A 17,873-nucleotide genomic window follows, 5' to 3' on the forward strand; every position below is an offset into this window, starting at 1 on the left:
ACAGTAGAAAGGCCGGACACTTCCCCGAGGGGCGTGTCCGGCCTTTCCTTCGTCGGTGGAGCGCTTATCCGCGCGCCGCTCTAGTGCTGTGAGCGGCGGCTGCGGGCCGAGATCAGCAGGGCCAGCGGGATGAGCAGCAGAGCCACCGGGATCAGGACCGCCAGGATGGCGGGGGAGGTGAGGATCTCACCCGGCGTCATGGCCGAGGTGCGTTCCATCATGGTGCCGGCGCCGGCGGAAATTTCACCGTTGCCGTCTGCGAGCGTGACGGTGCCGTCGGCCAGCTTGCCGTTGCCCTCTGCCAGGTCCGCCGCGCCGGACTTCAAGGTGGTGGTGCCTTCCTTGAGCGTCTTGGCGCCGTCGTCCAGCTTGACCATGCCTTCATTCAGCGAGTCCGAACCGGAGACCAGGCGTCCCGTGCCGTCGGCCAGCTTCGCGTTGCCGTCAGAGAGGGAATAGGCGCCGACTTCGAGGGTGCCCAGGCCGCTGGTCAGGGTTCCTGCACCGTTGGCGAGCTTCGCGTTGCCTTCGGAGAGCGTGTAGGCGCCGCTTTCAAGCGTGACAAGTCCCTGGTTCAGGTTCTTTGCACCTGCGGAGAGGGTTCCGGCTCCGGCGTAAAGCTGCTCGACGCCGGCTGCGGCGGTGTTGGCACCGGCAGCGAGGGCGGGGGCCTTGGTGTTCAGATCCGACAAGCCCGCTGCGACGGCGGCAGACCCGTTCACAAGACCGGGGTTGGCAGCGGTTCCATCACCGCTCATTGCGTCGTCTACGCCGACGACCAACATCGGCAATCCGGCTATGGCGGTCAGCTGCGCGGCTACAGTCCGGAGCCACGTCTGTTCCCCGGGTGTCAGTGTCGGGTGACTAGCGATGAAGTTCTCTGCCTGCGCTGAGGGCGTGTTAGAGGGATCTGGTGCAACCACTCCAGCCTTCCGCAGCTGATCGGCCACAGGGCCAAGTTGGGCGTCTACCTGTGCCAATCCTGCACTGATCCTGTTTGCCCCCGGAGCGAGCTGACCAATGCCGGCAACAGCAGCGTCGGCACCAGCGGCAAGTTCCTTCGAGCCGCCGACCAGCGGCTGCATCTTCGTGTAGAGCTCATTCGCTCCGGCAGCCAGCTGCTCTGAACCTTCACGGGCAGTGGTAGCACCGGTGGCCAGCTTGTTGGCGCCCTCGGAAGCGGAGTATGCGCCGTTGGCCAGCGTAGAGGCTCCGGTGTAGGCATTCGTGGCACCCGTGGCGAGCTTGCTGGCACCCTCGGAAGCAGCGGCAGCGCCCTCGTTCAGGGTTCCGGCGCCTTCATTCAGCGACGTGGCGCCGGTCTTGGCCGTGCCGATGCCCTGGGCGAGGGTCTGGGCCCCGGTGTCCACCTTTTCACTGCCGGCGGCTACCTTATCTGCGCCCTCCTTGGCAGCAGCGGCGCCTTCCTTCAGGTCCCCTGCACCGGCGGATGCCCGCTCGGCCCCCTCGGAGAGCTGGGTGGCGCCGCTGGCTACCTGATTGGTGAAGAGGACAAAGAAGGCCAGCAACAAGACCAGGAACACGGCCAGAAGGCCGGTCAGAATGGTGTGCGGCCGGTTAGTGGACCGGCCGGACGTGGAACTCGTCATTGAATATCCCTTTTCTGGTTCAACTTCGGTCTTGAGACCGCTTGGACGGCGGGAGTACGCCTGTGGGCTCCGCCTTCGTGGTGCGCTGCGCAGCATTTCCCGCGTGTCATGGAGTGTCACGAACTGGGGTTACCGAGCAGTAGGAATGTGATGTCGGTTACATCTAACTTACTGATTGGTAACAAAGCAAGGGTTTTTCAAAATTAGTTACCCGCCGGTAGGTTGCGGCAGGGTGCCGCATATGATCCGCCCCTTTACGGCGTGTCGATGCTCTGCAAACCCGATGATCGACAAGGCTGGGCCGCACAGGCCGGCGCCGCCCTGGCGGCACCGGCCGGCCAATGACTTTGCTGGGTGAGATTGGGAGAACAGATGAGCTGGCTGGACCGCGACCGCATTATTGCCCCGCCCGGATTCAACCGGTGGCTCATCCCGCCGGCGGCACTCGCCGTTCATCTCTGCATCGGACAGGCGTACGCGACGAGCGTCTACAAGACCGCCCTGGTGGAGTACTTCGACGCGAGCCTCACCCAGATCGGCGTGATCTTCTCCGTCGCCATCGTCATGCTTGGACTGTCAGCCGCGGTGATGGGCACCTGGGTGGACCGCAACGGTCCGCGCAAGGCCATGTTCGTCTCGGCACTGTTCTGGTCCGGCGGCTTTATGGTCGGCGCACTGGGAATCTTCACCGGACAGCTGTGGCTGGTCTACGTCGGCTACGGATTCCTGGGCGGCATTGGCCTGGGCATCGGCTACATCTCCCCGGTGTCCACGCTGATCAAGTGGTTCCCGGACCGTCCGGGCCTGGCCACCGGCATGGCCATCATGGGGTTCGGCGGCGGCGCCCTGATCGCCAGCCCGCTCTCCTCCGCGCTGCTGGCCTTCTATGACCCGGACTCCGGCAGCCCCGGCTGGGTGGCCAGCGGAGACGCCGTCGGCAAGCTCTTCCTAACCCTCGGCGTTGTCTACCTTGTCTATATGCTCTACGGGGCATGGACCATCCGGGTGCCTGCGGATGACTGGAAGCCCAAGGGGTTCGACCCGTCCACCGTCGCCAAGAAGCCCCTGGTTACCAACGCCAACGTATCGGCGTCGAACGCCATCAAGACCCGCCAGTTCTGGCTGGTCTGGATTGTCCTGTTCTGCAATGTGACCGCCGGAATTGGCATCCTGGAACAGGCTGCACCGATGATCCAGGACTTCTTCCGCGAGCCGGACGGCGCTTCGATGGTTACGGCGGCCGTTGCCGGCGGATTCGTGGGCCTGCTCTCCATCGGCAACATGGGCGGGCGGTTTGTCTGGTCAGCCACCTCGGACGTGATTGGCCGCAAGCGTATCTACATGGTTTACCTTGGCGCCGGTGCCGCGTGCTACGTGCTCCTGGCCCTGTTCGGCTCCACCTCGACCATCCTGTACGTGCTGCTGGCCTTCATCATCCTTTCCTTCTACGGCGGGGGATTCGCCACCGTTCCTGCCTACCTGCGGGACCTCTTTGGCACGTTCCAGGTGGGCGCCATCCACGGACGCCTGCTGACCGCCTGGTCCGCCGCTGGAATCGCAGGGCCCCTGATCGTCAACTCATTCCTGGATGCCCAGGGCACTCCCGGCGAACTCACGGCCCAGGCCTACCAGCCGGCACTGCTGACCATGGTTGGGCTGCTGATCGTGGGATTCATAGCGAACCTCCTCATCAAGCCGGTAGCACCCAAGTACCACGAACCCGCTAAGGACCAGGCTCCCCAAGCTGCCGAAGAAAGCCCGCTCCGAGACTCCACTACAAGCGAACCCCTTGAGGAAGGCACGCGATGAGCGCCCTGAAACTGACCTTTAGCTGGCTGCTGGTTGGCATCCCCCTTGCCTACGGCGTCTTCCAGACACTGACCAAGGCCGCGGCGCTCTTCGGATAGGCATCTTCCCAAGCTGGCCGTCCAGCGGCCGTGCACGGCACCGCAGGGCTGTGTAATCAGGGCAACGGTGCAAGGATTAAGGGGCTAATCCATCCACCCGTGCGGGCGGGATCTGCCGGTGCGGAGACAGGAGCATGCCATGAAGGCCCTTCAATACCGCAGCATTGGCCAAGCCCCCGAAGTAGTTGAAATCGAAACGCCGGAGCCCGGGCCCGGGCAGGTGCGGCTCAAGGTCACAGCCGCCGGAGTGTGCCACTCCGACGAATACATCATGTCCCTGGCTGAAGGTGAATACGTCTACGGGCTGCCGCTGACCCTGGGCCATGAAGGCGCCGGCGTCGTGGACAAGGTCGGCGAAGGAGTGAAATACATCGAAGAGGGCCAGTCGATGGCCGTCTACGGTCCGTGGGGCTGCGGGCTCTGCTATGAATGCTCCTCCGGACGGGAAAACTACTGCCGGAACGCCGGCAAATACGGTATTGCCCCTCCCGGGCTGGGCGCACCGGGTTCGATGGCCGAGTACCTGATCGTGGACAGCCCCCGGCACCTGGTGCCGCTGGGAGACCTTGATCCGGTGAAGAACGTTTCCCTGACAGACGCAGGCCTCACGCCGTACCACGGCATCAAAGGCTCCCTGGAGAAGCTGCACTCCGGCGCCACCGCAGTGGTAATCGGAGTGGGCGGGCTGGGCCACGTGGCCATCCAGATTCTGCGGGCACTCACCAGCGCCACAGTGGTTGCCCTGGATATCGACGAGGCGAAACTTAATCTGGCCAGCGACGTCGGGGCGCAGTACACCTTCCCGTCCGAGGCCGGCGCCGCATCCATGGTCAGCGACCTCACCAACGGCCTGGGCGTCGACGCCGTCTTCGACTTCGTGGCAAACCAGGCCACCCTGGACCTGGGCCAGGCAATGGTCCGCCACCAGGGCGACCATGTGCTCCTCGGTGCAGGCGCCGGAACCCTGAAGATGGGCCTGGTCTCCGGTGCGGCGTGGGACGTCTCCGTGCGTTCGCCCTACTGGGGTTCGCGCACAGAGCTGTTCGAAGTCCTGGACCTCGCCCGGGGCGGGCACATCAACGTGCATACCGAGGTCTTTTCGCTCGACGATGCGCCCGCTGCCTACGAGAAGCTGAAGAACAACCAGCTGCTGGGCCGCGCGGTCATAGTCCCGTAACTGCCGGCTGCGGAACCGGCGGCTTAGCCGCCGGCCAGCAGTCCGCCGTCGAGGGTCAGCACCTGACCGGTGACCCACGCGGCGTCGTCGGAGGCCAGGAACGCCGCTCCTGCCGCGATGTCCTCCGGGGCGCCCAGCCGCCCGAGCGGATAGGCGGCCGCAGCCTTCTCCTCGCGCCCTTCATACAGGGCCTGGGAAAAGCGCGTCCTGACCACGGCAGGTGCCAGCGCATTGACGCGCACCGCCGGCGCCAGTTCGACGGCGAGGGACCGGGTGAGGTGCTCCAGCCCGGCCTTGCTGATCCCATAGAACGCGATGCCCCTGGCGGCGGTCCGCGCGCTCACCGAGGACATGTTGATCACCGATGCCCCGCCCTCCAGGAAACCCGCGGCCGGGTGGCGGCAGGCTGCCTGAACCCAGGCCAGGGCAGTGAGCAGATTCGTCTCAAGAATCTTCCGGGCGGCGTCCAGGTCCAGATCCAGCAGCGGACCATAGACGGGGTTGGTCCCGGCGCAGTTCACCAGGACATCAAGGCCGCCCAGGCCGTCAGCGGCCGCGTCCAGCACCGACCGCTGGTGCAGCGGGTCCGAGGCGTTGCCGGAGACCGCCAGCACCGTTCCCGCCGGAAATCCTGCCGCTGCTTCCTGAAGTGCGGCCGGATCCCGGCCGGTGATCAGCACCCGGGCCCCCTCATCCACAAAGCGGTGCGCTATGGCCAGCCCGATGCCGCGGCTGGAGGCAGTAATGACTGCCCTCCTGCCGGCGAGGCGCTGCCCGCCCGCGGCAGATACCGGAGTGGTGCCCACTGGAGTTCCCTTCGCTTCAGCTGGGTCGCTCAGCGGTACTTGCGGTGCAGGTTCTCCTTAGGCTTGCCGTCGGAGGCCGTGGTCGAGATCCAGGGACCGGTTCCCTCCGACTGGTCCAGCACGCCTTCCTCCAGCCAGGTGTACCTGCCGTCCAGGACCTTCTTCGAAAGCCTGTGGTCCTCAGCGTCCGAGTTGCTCCACAGCTCGGTGAAGAGGGCATCCACCCGCACCCTCGACTGGGCGCAGAAAGCGTCTGCCAGCTCATACGCGCCGGCGCCTTCGGAGGCATCCCGGCGTCGGATGGTTTCTGCCTTCATGCAGGACGCGGACATGGCGAACAGCTCCGCACCGATGTCCACGATTCGGCCCAGGAAGGCCTGGTGGTGCTCCAGCCCGGCCTGCCAGCGGGCCATGCCGTAGAACGTGGAGCGTGCCAGCTTCCGGGAAGCGCGTTCGGCATAGCGCAGGTGCTTGGCCAGCGGCCCGAACTCTGCGTACGACGTCGGGACGTTGCCGTTTCCCACCGCCAGGGTGGGCAGCCACTTGCCGTAGAAGCCACTGGCCTTCGCGCCGGCCTTCACCTTGCTGGAAAGCGGGGCATCGGCCACGGCCAGGTCGCCGGCAGCCTTCAAATGTGAGTCCACGGCCTCGCGGGCGATGAGCAGGTGCATGATTTCAGTGGATCCCTCGAAGACCCGGTTGATCCGCAGGTCCCGCAGCTGCTGCTCGGCGGCGACTGCCCGCTCTCCGCGGGCAGCCAGTGAAGCGGCTGTTTCGAATCCGCGCCCGCCGCGCACCTGCACCAGTTCATCGGCAATGTTGTACGCCATTTCGCTCGCCCACAGCTTGGCCAGCGCCGCCTCGATCCGGATGTCCTTGGTGCCGGCGTCGGCCATTTCGGCGGAAAGCTCAAAGACCGACTCCAGGGCAAAGGTGGTGGCGGCAATGAAAGCCAGTTTCTTTCCCACAGCCTCATGCCGGCCGATCGGGCGGCCCCACTGCTCCCGGGCATTGGACCAGCCGCGGGCAATCTTCAGCGACCATTTTCCACCCGCGGCGCACATGGCCGGAATGGAAAGCCGCCCGGTGTTCAGGGTGGTCAGGGCGATCTTCAGCCCCTGGCCTTCCCTGCCCACCCGGTTGGCAGCCGGAACCCTGACACCCTGCAGCCGGGTCACGCCGTTTTCGATCCCGCGCAGGCCCATGAAATTGTTGCGGTTCTCGACGCTGATTCCAGGGGAGTCCATTTCCACGATGAAGGCGCTGATCCCGCCCTTTTGCCCGTCGTGCGGGGGGACGGCGGCCATCACCACCACCAGTTCGGCGATCACGCCGTTGGTGGTCCACAGCTTCACGCCGTCCAGTACGTATTCGCTGCCGTCTTCGGAGGGGACGGCCGTGGTGCGCATGCGGGCCGGGTCGGAGCCGACGTCGGGCTCGGTGAGCAGGAACGCGGTGATCGCCCCGGCGGCGCAGCGCGGCAGGTACTCGCGGCGCTGTTCCTCGCTGCCGAAGACCTTCACGGGTTCGGGAACCCCGATTGAAAGGTCCGCCGAGACGAGCGCGCCGAGGCTGGGATGGACCGTGCCCAGGATCATCAGGGCCCGGCCGTAGTAGAGCAGGGACAGCCCCAGTCCGCCGTACTCCTGCGGAATCTTCAGGCCGAAGACTCCCAGCTCGGCCAAGCCTGCCAGATACTCGTCTGGAATCACCCCGGTGCGCTCGATCAGCTGGCCGTCCATGGTGGCGCAGTACTCCGTCAGGTCCGCGAGGAACTTCTCCGAACGGGCCGTCTCGGCGGGTGCCGGCGCCGGATGCGGGCGGATGAGGGAGAGATTGAAGTCGCCCAGGTAGATTCCCTTGGCGAAGCTGGGCCGCTGCTCGTCGGTGATGCGGGACGCCTCTGCGACATCGCGAGCGTCTTTTTCGCTGACCTTGCGTTCCCTGAGCCGGCGGACCGAATCGTCCTCGCCGGTATTTTGGGCATCCTGCAGATTAGTGGAACTCATGTGTTTTCCCCTAGTTCTGAACTGATCAGGGCCGCTCCCCAGGCAGCCTGCGCTGGCTGTGCCAGCCATGCTACGCGTTCCTACTTGCCGGTAAAGGGGTAGCCGGATAACCGGTACCGGCCAGTAGCCAATCCCGCTCTTCGCCGCCGGGCCAGCCACGCGGCGCGGCCATGTAGGGTACCGGGCATGGCATGGATGGAAACCGAACGCGAGGCAATGGTCCGCACGCTGCACGCCGCGGACCCCCAGGCGCCGACGCTCTGCGAAGGCTGGAACGTGAGCCGGCTGCTGGCTCACCTGATAGTGCGCGAGGAGCGGCCGTGGAGGATGGCCGGTGATACGGTCCGGCGAGACAAACCGGGGCAGGAACACAGCCTGGACCCGCTGGCAGCCCAGACGGGGACGGAGACGGGCTACCGGGAACTGGTCGACAGGTTCGCCGCGGGTGCACGGGGTTTCTCGCCGGTGCGGTGGGGAGGCGACGCCGTCAACCTCCTGGAGTTCTTTGTGCACCACGAAGATATCCGCCGGGGAACCGGCGAGGCGGAACCCCGTGAGATGCCCGAGGGGGAGCTGCTCGAACTGCGCCGCCGTCTGCCCCTGATGGCACGCATGGGGTACCTGCGCAGCCCCGTCGGCGTAGTGCTGCAGCTGCCCGGTGGTGAGCAGGCAAGGGTGCGGCGGGGCGATCCCGCGGTAACCATCACCGGGCCCGTGACTGAGCTGGCACTGCATGCGATGGGGCGGCGTTCGGCCGCACAGGTGGAGATTTCGGGCGCGCCCGGGTGCGTTGAGCAATTCAGGAGCTTTGCCGGGGCCTGAGAGCACCCGAGCTTGACACACACCCCCCGCCTGCGGTTTGGATAGTAAGTACACTGAGGAAATTGGAACACCAGGCACAGCTATCTCAGGGGGAACCAAGGTATGCAGAACGAGGGGGATTGGGAAGCGGTCCGGCTGCTGTCAACGGCAGCCCGGATGCTGCGCCGGGAGATGGATAACCGGCTGCGGGCTATGGGGTTGACCCAGGAACGGGTCACGGCCCTTAAGGTGCTGCGGGATTTTGGACCGATGCGCCGGGCAGAACTCGCCCGCCGTCTCAGGGTGACAGCGCAGACGCTGGGAACAACCCTGGTGAGCATGCGCTCGCAGGGGCTCGTCTATGAAGTGGGAGACGGCGCAGAGGCACCTAAACGTGCAGTGCATATTTCCGAGTACGGCCGCGAAGCGCTGGGACAGGCAATCCGCCTGGAAGACCAGAGCCTTACGGCTGAACTCCGGCCGGCGCTGCGCCAGGAGCTCATCTCGCTCATTTCCGAATTGGAGGGCCATCGCCAGTACGGCGCCGCCGGGTCCGCCGGTGCCTAGCCGCCGGCTCAGTCACGGCGCCCGGCCCACGGTAACGTGGATGCCATGAGTGAAGGTATCCGCGTAGCTGCAGCAGATGAAATCGATGAGGGCGAAGCCATCACGGTGGACTCCACCACCGCCGGGACAGCGGACGACATAGCCGTCTTCCACAGCGACGACGGCGGGTTTTACGCACTCAACGACACCTGCACCCACGAAGAGGCGTCCCTGGCCGAAGGCTGGATCGAAGACGGCGAGGTGGAATGCCCGGTCCACTCGGCACGCTTCTGCCTCAAGACCGGTGCAGCCCTGTGCCTTCCCGCCACCGTGGATGCCGTTGCCCACCGCGTGGAGGTCGTAGACGGGGACGTGATCCTCTACCCGGGCGTCGCCCCCGCCGGATCCTAAGGGATGGCCGAGCCCCGCTCCGCAGCGGTCATCGGAGCCGGTCCCGCAGGGTTCAGCGCTGCGGCTGAACTGCGCCGGCGCGGATTCGCCGGCCGCATCCAGCTCCTCGACCCGGCCGGTACACCCTATGACCGGCCGCCGCTCAGCAAGGCCTACCTCGCCGGCAGCGCCGGCGCGGACCTCGCCCCGGAGCCCTGGTACAAAACCAACGCCGTGGACGTGACCGCCGGAACGGCCGTGCAGCTCGATCCGGATTCCGGAACCGCCGTGCTGGCCGGCGGCGGGGAGATCCGCGCCGACGTTTTCCTGCTGGCCACCGGCGGCACGGCACGGGTGTTGCCCTTCCCCGGCGCCGGACTGTGCCGCACCCTGCGGAGTCGTTCGGACGCAGACGCGCTTCGCAGCCGTATCGGTGCCGGCAAGCGCCTGGTCATCATCGGTGCCGGACTCATTGGAGCGGAAGTCGCGGCCACGGCTGCCGCGGCCGGCACCGCCGTCGTACTTATCGATCCGGTTCCCGTACCGCTGGTCCCCGCCGTGGGGCCGGAAGCTGCTGCCTACCTGCATTCCCTTCATGCCCGGAACGGGGTTGAGACCCTCACCGCGCTGCCCGTGGATGTAGTGTCCGACGGCGACGGGCTGGCCGTGCTGCTGGAAGACGGCTCCGCAGTAGCTGCGGACACCGTGCTCGCTGCCGTGGGAATGGTCCCGGACACGGCGCTGGCTGAAGCCGCGGGCTTGGAAGTTGACGACGGCATTGTGGTGGACCTTTCCGGGCGCACCAGCCATCCCCGCGTCTACGCAGCAGGCGACGCCGTCCGCCGCCGGGTTGGTGGACTTTTGGAGCGGCGCAGCGAGCACTGGGATGCAGCCGTACGGTCCGGACAGGCTGCCGCGGCGGGAATCCTGGGCCAGGAGCCGCCCCAGGATGCCGTGCCCTGGTTCTGGACCGACCGCTACGGCATCCACGCCGAGGCAGTGGGTTCCATGGCCGTCGAGGGACACAGTGTTGAGCGCGGAGAGCCGGGTCCCGGGTACCTGGTGTTCCGGGTCTCCCCGGAAGGAACGCTGGCCGGAGCGGCCGGAATCGACGCCGGGAACTCACTGAGGGCCGTGCGCCGGCTGATCGCGCTGGGCGGGCCCGTAGAGGCGGCAGCACTGGCGGACCCAGAGGTGGACCTGCGCCGCCTGCTGCGTTCCTTCCCCTGAATGCGACCATTAGGGCACATCTGTTTTGCGTATTTACCCGGTGAATAGGTTAGCCTTACCTTGCCGGAGAAAAAGCACCGGCGTCCCCGTCCACATTGCACTATCAAGGAGCCCAAAAATGGCCCTGTCCCGCATGCGCAGCCTTGCGGCCGTCGCAGCCGTTGCCGCGCTGTCCCTTTCCGCCTGCTCCACCGGGTCCTCCTCGGACGCGGGCAGCGGAAGCACTGCCGGCTCCAGCGACCAGTTCCCCGTCACCATTGAGCATGCCTTCGGTGAGACCACCATCGAATCGGTCCCGGAGCGCGTCGCTACGGTTTCCTGGGTGAACACCGATACGGCGCTGGCCCTGGGTGTAGTGCCCGTGGGTATGCCGGAGTACGAGTGGGGCGGCAACGAGAACGGAACCACCCCGTGGATCGACGAGGCGCTCGAAGAGCTTGGCGCGCCCATCGGATCCGAGAACGCTCCGGTCCAGTACTCCGAGACTGACGGCATCAACTTCGACGCCATTGCTGCCACCACCCCGGACGTCATCCTCGCCGCCTACTCAGGCATCACCGAGGAAGAGTATGACAAGCTCAGCGCCATCGCCCCCGTGGTTGCCTACCCTGAGACTCCGTACTACACCTCCTGGCAGGACTCGGCCGAGATGATCGGCGAAGCCCTGGGCAAGAGCGACGCAGCAGCCAAGCTGGTTGAAGAAACGGAGCAGGCCATTGCCGACAAGGCGGCCGAGTATCCCGAACTGGCAGGAACCAGCTTCATCTACGGCAACCTGGACACCACCGCCGGTGCCGACCAGATCTCCATCTACACCTCCGGTGACAACCGGCCCAAGTTCCTGAAGGAACTTGGCATGGTCCAGGCCCCGCTGGTGGATGAGAACGCTCCCTCCGACGCGTTCTACCTGACCTGGTCCCCGGAACGCGCCAATGAGCTCGAAGCCGACCTCTTTGTCAGCTGGGTGGCCGACGACGCCGCCAAGGAAGCCATCGTGTCCGATCCGCTGCTGAGCCAGATTCCGGCCGTCAAGAACGGCGGCCTGGTTGCCGACTCCGACAACACGCTGACGCTGTCCATCTCAGCCGCCAACGTGCTGAGCATCCCCTACGCACTGGACAACTTCGTTCCGATGCTGGGCGAGGCCGCCGCGCAGGTCAAGTAACACCGTTCCCTGCAAAAGTGCCCCTCCGGTCCGTCCGGAGGGGCACTTTTGCGTCCGGGATCACAGAATTGGACACGCCCCCCGGGGTGTTTGCCATGATCGGCCCATGCAGGAATTCCTCGACGCCCTGGACCCGCTGCGGCCACTGATCGCTGTTCTCATAGCCGTCACTGCCGCATTAGTTGCCGCCCGCGTGGTGCACGGATCCGCCGCCCGGATCTTCCGGAAGGTCCCGCACATCCGCGAAGTCACCGCCCTGGGGCGGAACCCGCTGCGGCTGGTACTCGCCCTGATTGGAACCCGGATCGCCCTCGGGGCCACGGCCCGCGGGGAGTCCTGGTACGGCACCCTGGACTACGTGCTGGTCATCGGGCTGATCGCTGCGATCGGCTGGCTCGCCGTCGTCGCACTGCTGATCGTCGAGGCCGTCATCCTCACGAAGTACAGCACAGACACGAAGGACAACCGGAGGCTGCGGCGCCTGAAGACGCAGGTCATCCTGGGCCGCCGGGTCGCCGTCGCGCTGATCATCACCGTGGCCGTCGCCTGCGTGCTGCTGACCATCGAGGAAGTCCGCGCCCTGGGAGCAGGCCTGCTCGCCTCCGCCGGCCTGCTCTCGATCGTGGCCGGCCTTGCAGTCCAGAGCACACTGGGGAATGTATTCGCCGGGCTGCAGCTGGCCTTCACGGACGCAATCCGCGTGGATGACGTGGTTGTGGTGGAAGGGCAGTGGGGAACCATCGAGGAAATCACCATGACCTACGTGGTGGTGCACATTTGGGATGACCGCCGGCTGATCCTGCCCTCCACCTACTTCACCTCCACCCCCTTCGAGAACTGGACCCGCAAGCAGTCCGCCATCCTGGGCACCGTTGAGTTGGACCTGGACTGGGAGTCCCCGGTGGCCGCCATGCGCGATGAGCTCAAGCGCATCCTGGCCGGAACGGACCTCTGGGACGGGCGCACCGGCGTCCTCCAGGTCACCGACGCCGTCCAGGGCCTGATCCGGGTCCGCATCCTCGTTTCCGCCCCTGACTCCGGCACCCTTTTCGACCTGCGCTGCCTGGTCCGGGAATCCATGGTCTCCTTCCTGCAGGAGGAGCATCCAGCGGCGCTGCCGCGGCAGCGCTTCGAGCAGCTGCGCCAGCCTGCCGTGGATGCGGTGCCTCCGCGCCTGCAGCCGCAGCGCCGCGGCGGAGGCGAGGACATCAGTACGTCGCAGTTGTTCACGGGCAGCATCGACGCCGTGGAACGCAACCGCAGTTTCGCCGGACCCGGCCAGGACGCCTGGGAAGACCGGGATGAGCATGCTGACCGCTAGGTGTTGACAAGCCGGGGGGCCTGCGGGCTGGAATGATACCCACCGGCGCAGCCGCCCGGACACGGACAGACTGCGCAAAGCACCCGGACAAGGAGCAATCGGCCATGGTTGACCAGTATGTGATCCACGAATTGCAGGGCTCGAATGTGTGGGCGAAGGACGGCGAGCGGCTGGGCCTGGTGGGAAACGTCCACCTGGACCGGGCTACCGGCCAGCCGGCCTGGGTCACGGTGGCGCTGGGGCTGTTTGAAGGCCGGCAGTACTTCGTGCCGCTCCAGGGGTCCCGCCGGGACGAGGATGACCTGTACGTGAACTATTCGCGCAAGGCAATCGAGGACTCTCCGGACATGGACCACGGCGGCGCGCTAACGCCGGAGGAGGAGGCGCAGCTGGAGGATTATTACAAGGCCTGGTGAGACCGGCGGGGCTGCTTGGACATAAGTCTGCTTAGCAATACGATGGATACCCCGGACTCGACCACGCCAGGAGGGGCCCCATGGCTCAGCAGGACAGCTCTGACCAGGACGGCGGAGCGTCGCTCGGAACGGCATCCAAGCCGGATACCCCGGCCGAAGTCACCAAACCCAGCTGGATGTACATCTTCCGCAAAACCGTGCGGGAGTTCTCCAAGGACCAGTGCACCGACCTCGCCGCCGCGCTGACCTATTACACGGTGCTCTCGCTCTTCCCGGGACTGCTGGCCATGGTCTCCATCCTGGGCCTGGTGGGCCAGGCGGAGAGCACGACGAATGCCATGATCGAGTACCTGGAAGGGTTCGCGCCGGCAGCCGCCGTGGAGGTGCTCAAGGGTCCGATTGAGCAGCTCACGTCTTCCCGCGGTGCCGGCCTGGCGCTGTTCATTGGTATTGCCGGTGCCCTGTGGTCCGCCTCGGGATACGTGGGAGCCTTCGGCCGGGCCATGAACCGCATCTATGAAGTCGAAGAGGGCCGGCCCATCTGGAAGCTGCGCCCGCTGCAGCTGCTGGTCACCCTGATCATGATCCTGCTGGCGGCCTGCCTTCTCATCATGCTGGTGGTCAGCGGTCCCATCGCCGAATCGATCGGCAACTTTATCGGGCTGGGGAGCCAGGCCCTGCTGGTCTGGAACATCGCCAAATGGCCGGTCATGGTCCTCTTCGCGGTGACCCTGATCGCGCTGCTCTACTACGCCACCCCCAATGTGAAGCAGCCCAAGTTCCGCTGGATGAGCATGGGCGGGTTCCTGGCACTGGTGGTCCTGGCGGTCGCCACTCTGGGCTTCGCCTTCTACGTCGGCAACTTTGGCAGCTACAACGCAACCTACGGTGCCATCGGCGGCGTGATCGTGCTGCTGCTGTGGATCTGGCTGGCCAACATATCGCTGCTCTTCGGTGCCGAGTTCGACGCCGAGGTGGAACGCGGCCGGGAGCTGCAGGCCGGAATCCAGGCCGAGCACTCGATCCAGCTGCCCCCGCGGGATACCCGCCAGAGCGACAAGCGGGCAGAGCAGGAAGAGAAGGACGTGCAGCAGGGCCGCGAGCTGCGCCAGCAGCACGCCGGCAAGGACTACGACGACGACCTGTAGGCGGTTTCCCGGCCCGCTTCAGCGGGCCGGGAAACAGGCCGCAGGTGCTAGGCGGGAAGGTTCTTCGCCTCGGCGCGGGACTGGGCGAACCACAGCAGCAGAACCACGGCGGCACCCGTGAGGGAGGCCGCGAGCGGCATAAGCCACGCATCGTCGGGCGGAAGCAGGGCGCTGTTCTCCTGCCAGGGCCACAGTGCCCGGACGGAACCCAGGATCAGGCCGGTGGCTACCAGCAGGACGGCACGGCGGTGGACCCGCAGCAGGTAACCCAGCAGCCGGACAAAGGACCCCAAGCCGATGACCGCCCCGGCGGCGAAGAAGGCCAGGTATCCCAGGTCCCGGTTGCTCACGGCTTCCAGCGTCGGCTCGTACATGCCAAAGGTCAGCAGCAGGAAGGACCCTGACAGGCCGGGAAGGGCCAGGGCACACACTGCTATCGCGCCGCTGAGGACCAGGACCCACCACGAGTGGTTCTCTATCTGCAGGGCCGGAATGCCGAGCAGCACAAATGCGGCAGCAGCTGTCACCAGGACCATTGCCGGGCCCGCGAGCCTGCCCGCCGCCGTCGCCGGTCCGGCCGGCGCGGCAGCACGGGCCATGCTGATCGGAACAACCAGGCTGGCCGCCACCATGCCGAAGAACAATGCACTGGCAATCTTCGGCTGGCCCTCCACGAAGGAATGCAGCGGTCCGGACAGGAAGACCAGCGCGAGGAACATTCCGGCAGCCAGGGGAAGCAGCAGGTTCCACTCGACGCCCGAGGCCTTGCGGACAGCGCCGGCCCGGTCCCGCCGGAGGACAAGGTGCACTGCGCCGCTGATGAAGTGGTTAGCCGACGCGATCAGCCGGTCGAAAACGCCAAGGACCAGCGCAACCGTGCCGCCGGAAACACCGGGAACAAGTTCCACCAGGCCCATCAGTGCCCCGCGGCCGGCATGGGTAACCCCGGAACGGACGGGCCGCACGGGCTTGGACGGCGGGGACAGCGGCGTCGGGTGTGATGAAACCATTGGACCCACGCTACTAGACACCCCGGAAGCGCCCCGAACTTCCGGGGCGCCGCAGCGTGCCGGAAGACCAGCCGTTAGCGTCCGGGCCCCAGCAGCGGTGATGCCGGTACGCCGGCCTGTTCGCTCAGACCGTCCAGCACATCCTGGAACGCCCGGAGGGAGGTGCGTTTGGGCTCCCAGCCCAGGACCTCGCGGGCACGGGTGGTGTCCATCAGCGGCGCGCCGGCTGCCATGTCGATCCAGCCCGGATCGGTGGCCTGCAGCCGTGCAGCCCAGGTGAGTCCCACGATGGCCCGGATGACGCGCACGGGAATGTTGATGATCCTGCGTGCTCCCAGCATCCCGGCCAGGAGTTCCGGCGTGAACACGGGATCCGCGGCGATGTTGAAGGCGCCCTCGGCGCGCTGGTCCACCACCCGCCAGTACGCGTCGGCAATGTCGTCCGCGTGGACAACCTGGAAGGAGAATTCGGCCGGAAGCGGGATGATCGGCAGGCTGAGTTTGTTCAGGATTGACCGGGGGACCAGCGGGCCCAGGAAGTACCGGCCAATTTCGCTGCCGGCGTCGGACTGGAAAATCAGCCCCGGACGCAGCCGTGCCACCCGGATTTCGGGGTAGCGCCGTTCAAAGTCATCCAGCAGTTCTTCCTGCTCACCCTTGTGCCGGCTGTAGTGGGAAGTGGCGATGCCGCGGGCCGGCCACGACTCGTCCGTGAGCCGGTCCTTCGGGGCGGGGGAGTAGGCACCGACTGACGACGCGCAGACAACCTGGCGGACCCCGGCCTCCGCAGCGGCGGCGAGCATGTTCTGTGTGCCGCGGACATTGATCCGGTGCAGCTCGGCCTCATCGCGGTTCGGCTGGATAGCCCACACCAGGTGAATCACGGCGTCCACGCCGCGCAGCACTTCGGTCAGCTCCTGGGCGCCCGCCCGCGAAGCGACGTCGATGCTGTGCCACTCCACTCCCTCATAGGGTCCGGTGGGCTGGGCCGGAACCCGGCGGGCGACGCCGACGATTTCCAGGCCGTCGGGGCGTTCGGCCCGCGCCGCCTGCAGTCTGCGCAGGACCGCGGTCCCAACGTTTCCGGTTGCTCCGAGGACGGCTACACGCATCAAGTAAGACCCTTCGTTCCCAGAACCCGCGGTTCCGCTCCGGCAGTGCTGTTGGTCCACGACTCTACAGCCCAACTGCCCCGCCTGGCAGGGCGATAGGCTGGAGGCCAGAGTAGGCACGCGGTGAAGAAAGACGGAGCGGTCATGGCGAATACAACGGATAAGTCAGCATCGGACTACAGCACCAAGGGTTCCTACGTGTCCGGGGGACAGGAATACACCCGCGACACCAACTACATCGAAACGCGCATCACCCGTGACGGACGGGACGGCTACCCCGTTGAGGCAGGGAGGTACCGGCTGATCGCGGCACGCGCCTGCCCATGGGCCAACCGCACCATCATTGTGCGCCGGCTGCTGGGACTGGAAGACGCGATCTCCCTTGGCACGCCCGGTCCCACGCACGACTCCCGGAGCTGGACCTTCGACCTTGATCCGGACGGCAAGGATCCGGTGCTGGGCATTGAACGGCTGCAGGAGGCTTTCTTCCGCCGCACCCCCGGGTATGCGCGCGGCATTACGGTTCCCGCCGTCGTCGACATCCCCACCGGCGCCGTGGTGACGAACAACTTCCCGCAGATCACCGAGGACTTCAGCAGTGAGTGGGTCGATTTCCACCGGGACGGCGCCCCGGACCTGTGGCCGGCTGAACATCTCGAGGAAATGCGCCAGGTCAACAAGCGCGTCTTCACCGAAGTGAACAACGGTGTCTACCGCTGCGGTTTCGCCGGATCGCAGGAAGCATACGACGCCGCCTACGACCGCCTCTGGACGGCCATGGACTGGCTCGAAGACAGGCTGTCCAAGCAGCGGTACCTGATCGGCGACACTATCACTGAGGCAGACGTCCGGCTGTTCACCACCCTGGTCCGGTTCGACGCCGTCTACCACGGGCACTTCAAGTGCAACCGGAACAAGCTGAGCGAAATGCCGAACCTTTGGGGCTATGCCCGGGACCTGTTCCAGACCCCGGGGTTCGGCGACACCGTGGATTTCGTGCAGATCAAACAGCACTACTACATCGTCCACGAGGACATTAACCCCACGGGGATCGTGCCGAAGGGACCGGACAACTCGGTCTGGCTGACCGAACACGGACGGGAAGCACTTGGCGGCCGCCCGTTCGGCAACGGAACGGCTCCCGGCCCGGTCCGCTCCGGCGAGGAAGTTACCCCGGGGCACGGCGCCGAGTAGCCGCTTCGCTCCGCTGTTCAAACCCCCGAGA

General features: G+C 66.2%; 17 protein-coding genes. 12 read left to right on the plus strand and 5 right to left on the minus strand.

The window, feature by feature from the left end:
* Window positions 1-80: 80 nt before the first annotated feature.
* Window positions 81-1,610, minus strand: a complete 1,530-nt coding sequence (locus tag ABFX29_RS06420; protein ID WP_170287712.1) for a hypothetical protein — start codon at window positions 1,608-1,610, stop codon at window positions 81-83.
* Between the two features lie 372 nt (window positions 1,611-1,982).
* Here ABFX29_RS06420 and ABFX29_RS06425 point away from each other — a divergent pair, with 372 nt between their 5' ends.
* The 3 genes from ABFX29_RS06425 (at window position 1,983) to ABFX29_RS06430 (ending at window position 4,694) form a co-directional block, all read left to right on the plus strand.
* Window positions 1,983-3,419: an OFA family MFS transporter gene (locus ABFX29_RS06425; protein ID WP_152225881.1), complete on the plus strand. Its 1,437-nt coding sequence runs from the start codon at window positions 1,983-1,985 to the stop codon at window positions 3,417-3,419.
* Window positions 3,416-3,517, plus strand: coding sequence for an MFS transporter small subunit (locus ABFX29_RS16640; RefSeq protein ID WP_420831124.1), 102 nt, complete (start codon window positions 3,416-3,418; stop codon window positions 3,515-3,517). The genes ABFX29_RS06425 and ABFX29_RS16640 overlap by 4 nt, the downstream gene beginning before the upstream one ends.
* 139 nt (window positions 3,518-3,656) lie before the next feature.
* Window positions 3,657-4,694 carry an NAD(P)-dependent alcohol dehydrogenase gene (locus ABFX29_RS06430; protein ID WP_152225883.1) on the plus strand — a complete coding sequence of 346 codons (1,038 nt, stop codon included), beginning with the start codon at window positions 3,657-3,659 and terminating at the stop codon, window positions 4,692-4,694.
* Between the two features lie 23 nt (window positions 4,695-4,717).
* Here ABFX29_RS06430 and ABFX29_RS06435 read toward each other — a convergent pair whose 3' ends face one another.
* Complete coding sequence (locus tag ABFX29_RS06435) at window positions 4,718-5,500, minus strand: SDR family oxidoreductase (protein ID WP_152225885.1); 783 nt, start codon at window positions 5,498-5,500, stop codon at window positions 4,718-4,720.
* A gap of 29 nt (window positions 5,501-5,529) precedes the next feature.
* Window positions 5,530-7,509, minus strand: coding sequence for an acyl-CoA dehydrogenase family protein (locus tag ABFX29_RS06440; protein ID WP_152225887.1), 1,980 nt, complete (start codon window positions 7,507-7,509; stop codon window positions 5,530-5,532).
* 186 nt (window positions 7,510-7,695) lie between these two features.
* Here ABFX29_RS06440 and ABFX29_RS06445 point away from each other — a divergent pair, with 186 nt between their 5' ends.
* The 8 genes from ABFX29_RS06445 (at window position 7,696) to ABFX29_RS06480 (ending at window position 14,526) form a co-directional block, all read left to right on the plus strand.
* Window positions 7,696-8,331, plus strand: coding sequence for a TIGR03085 family metal-binding protein (locus ABFX29_RS06445; protein WP_152225889.1), 636 nt, complete (start codon window positions 7,696-7,698; stop codon window positions 8,329-8,331).
* A gap of 102 nt (window positions 8,332-8,433) precedes the next feature.
* The gene (locus tag ABFX29_RS06450; protein WP_152225891.1) at window positions 8,434-8,877 is read left to right on the plus strand and encodes a MarR family winged helix-turn-helix transcriptional regulator; all 444 of its coding nucleotides are present in this window, start codon (window positions 8,434-8,436) and stop codon (window positions 8,875-8,877) included.
* A 45-nt stretch (window positions 8,878-8,922) separates the two neighbouring features.
* Window positions 8,923-9,267, plus strand: coding sequence for a bifunctional 3-phenylpropionate/cinnamic acid dioxygenase ferredoxin subunit (locus ABFX29_RS06455; protein ID WP_152225893.1), 345 nt, complete (start codon window positions 8,923-8,925; stop codon window positions 9,265-9,267).
* Between the two features lie 3 nt (window positions 9,268-9,270).
* The gene (locus tag ABFX29_RS06460) at window positions 9,271-10,476 is read left to right on the plus strand and encodes an NAD(P)/FAD-dependent oxidoreductase (protein WP_152225895.1); all 1,206 of its coding nucleotides are present in this window, start codon (window positions 9,271-9,273) and stop codon (window positions 10,474-10,476) included.
* Window positions 10,477-10,594: 118 nt separating this feature from the next.
* Entirely contained in the window at window positions 10,595-11,641 is a 1,047-nt protein-coding gene (locus ABFX29_RS06465) for an iron-siderophore ABC transporter substrate-binding protein (protein WP_152225897.1), read from the plus strand.
* A gap of 106 nt (window positions 11,642-11,747) precedes the next feature.
* Window positions 11,748-12,962: a mechanosensitive ion channel family protein gene (locus ABFX29_RS06470; RefSeq protein ID WP_152225899.1), complete on the plus strand. Its 1,215-nt coding sequence runs from the start codon at window positions 11,748-11,750 to the stop codon at window positions 12,960-12,962.
* Between the two features lie 104 nt (window positions 12,963-13,066).
* On the plus strand, window positions 13,067-13,378 hold the full coding sequence (locus ABFX29_RS06475; RefSeq protein ID WP_170287713.1) for a PRC-barrel domain-containing protein: 312 nt from the start codon (window positions 13,067-13,069) through the stop codon (window positions 13,376-13,378).
* A gap of 80 nt (window positions 13,379-13,458) precedes the next feature.
* On the plus strand, window positions 13,459-14,526 hold the full coding sequence (locus ABFX29_RS06480) for a YihY/virulence factor BrkB family protein (protein WP_152225903.1): 1,068 nt from the start codon (window positions 13,459-13,461) through the stop codon (window positions 14,524-14,526).
* Between the two features lie 47 nt (window positions 14,527-14,573).
* On the opposite strand, the gene ABFX29_RS06485 is transcribed toward ABFX29_RS06480, so the two are convergent.
* Both ABFX29_RS06485 and ABFX29_RS06490 read right to left on the minus strand, forming a co-directional pair.
* Window positions 14,574-15,536, minus strand: coding sequence for a DUF368 domain-containing protein (locus ABFX29_RS06485; protein WP_152225905.1), 963 nt, complete (start codon window positions 15,534-15,536; stop codon window positions 14,574-14,576).
* Window positions 15,537-15,610: 74 nt separating this feature from the next.
* Complete coding sequence (locus ABFX29_RS06490) at window positions 15,611-16,648, minus strand: NAD-dependent epimerase/dehydratase family protein (RefSeq protein WP_152225907.1); 1,038 nt, start codon at window positions 16,646-16,648, stop codon at window positions 15,611-15,613.
* A gap of 144 nt (window positions 16,649-16,792) precedes the next feature.
* On the opposite strand from ABFX29_RS06490, the gene ABFX29_RS06495 reads away from it, so the two are divergent.
* Window positions 16,793-17,842, plus strand: a complete 1,050-nt coding sequence (locus ABFX29_RS06495) for a glutathione S-transferase family protein (protein WP_152225909.1) — start codon at window positions 16,793-16,795, stop codon at window positions 17,840-17,842.
* Window positions 17,843-17,873: the final 31 nt, after the last annotated feature.

It is taken from the genome of Arthrobacter gandavensis (genome assembly GCF_039528575.1).
Classification (GTDB): domain Bacteria; phylum Actinomycetota; class Actinomycetes; order Actinomycetales; family Micrococcaceae; genus Arthrobacter_B; species Arthrobacter_B citreus_B.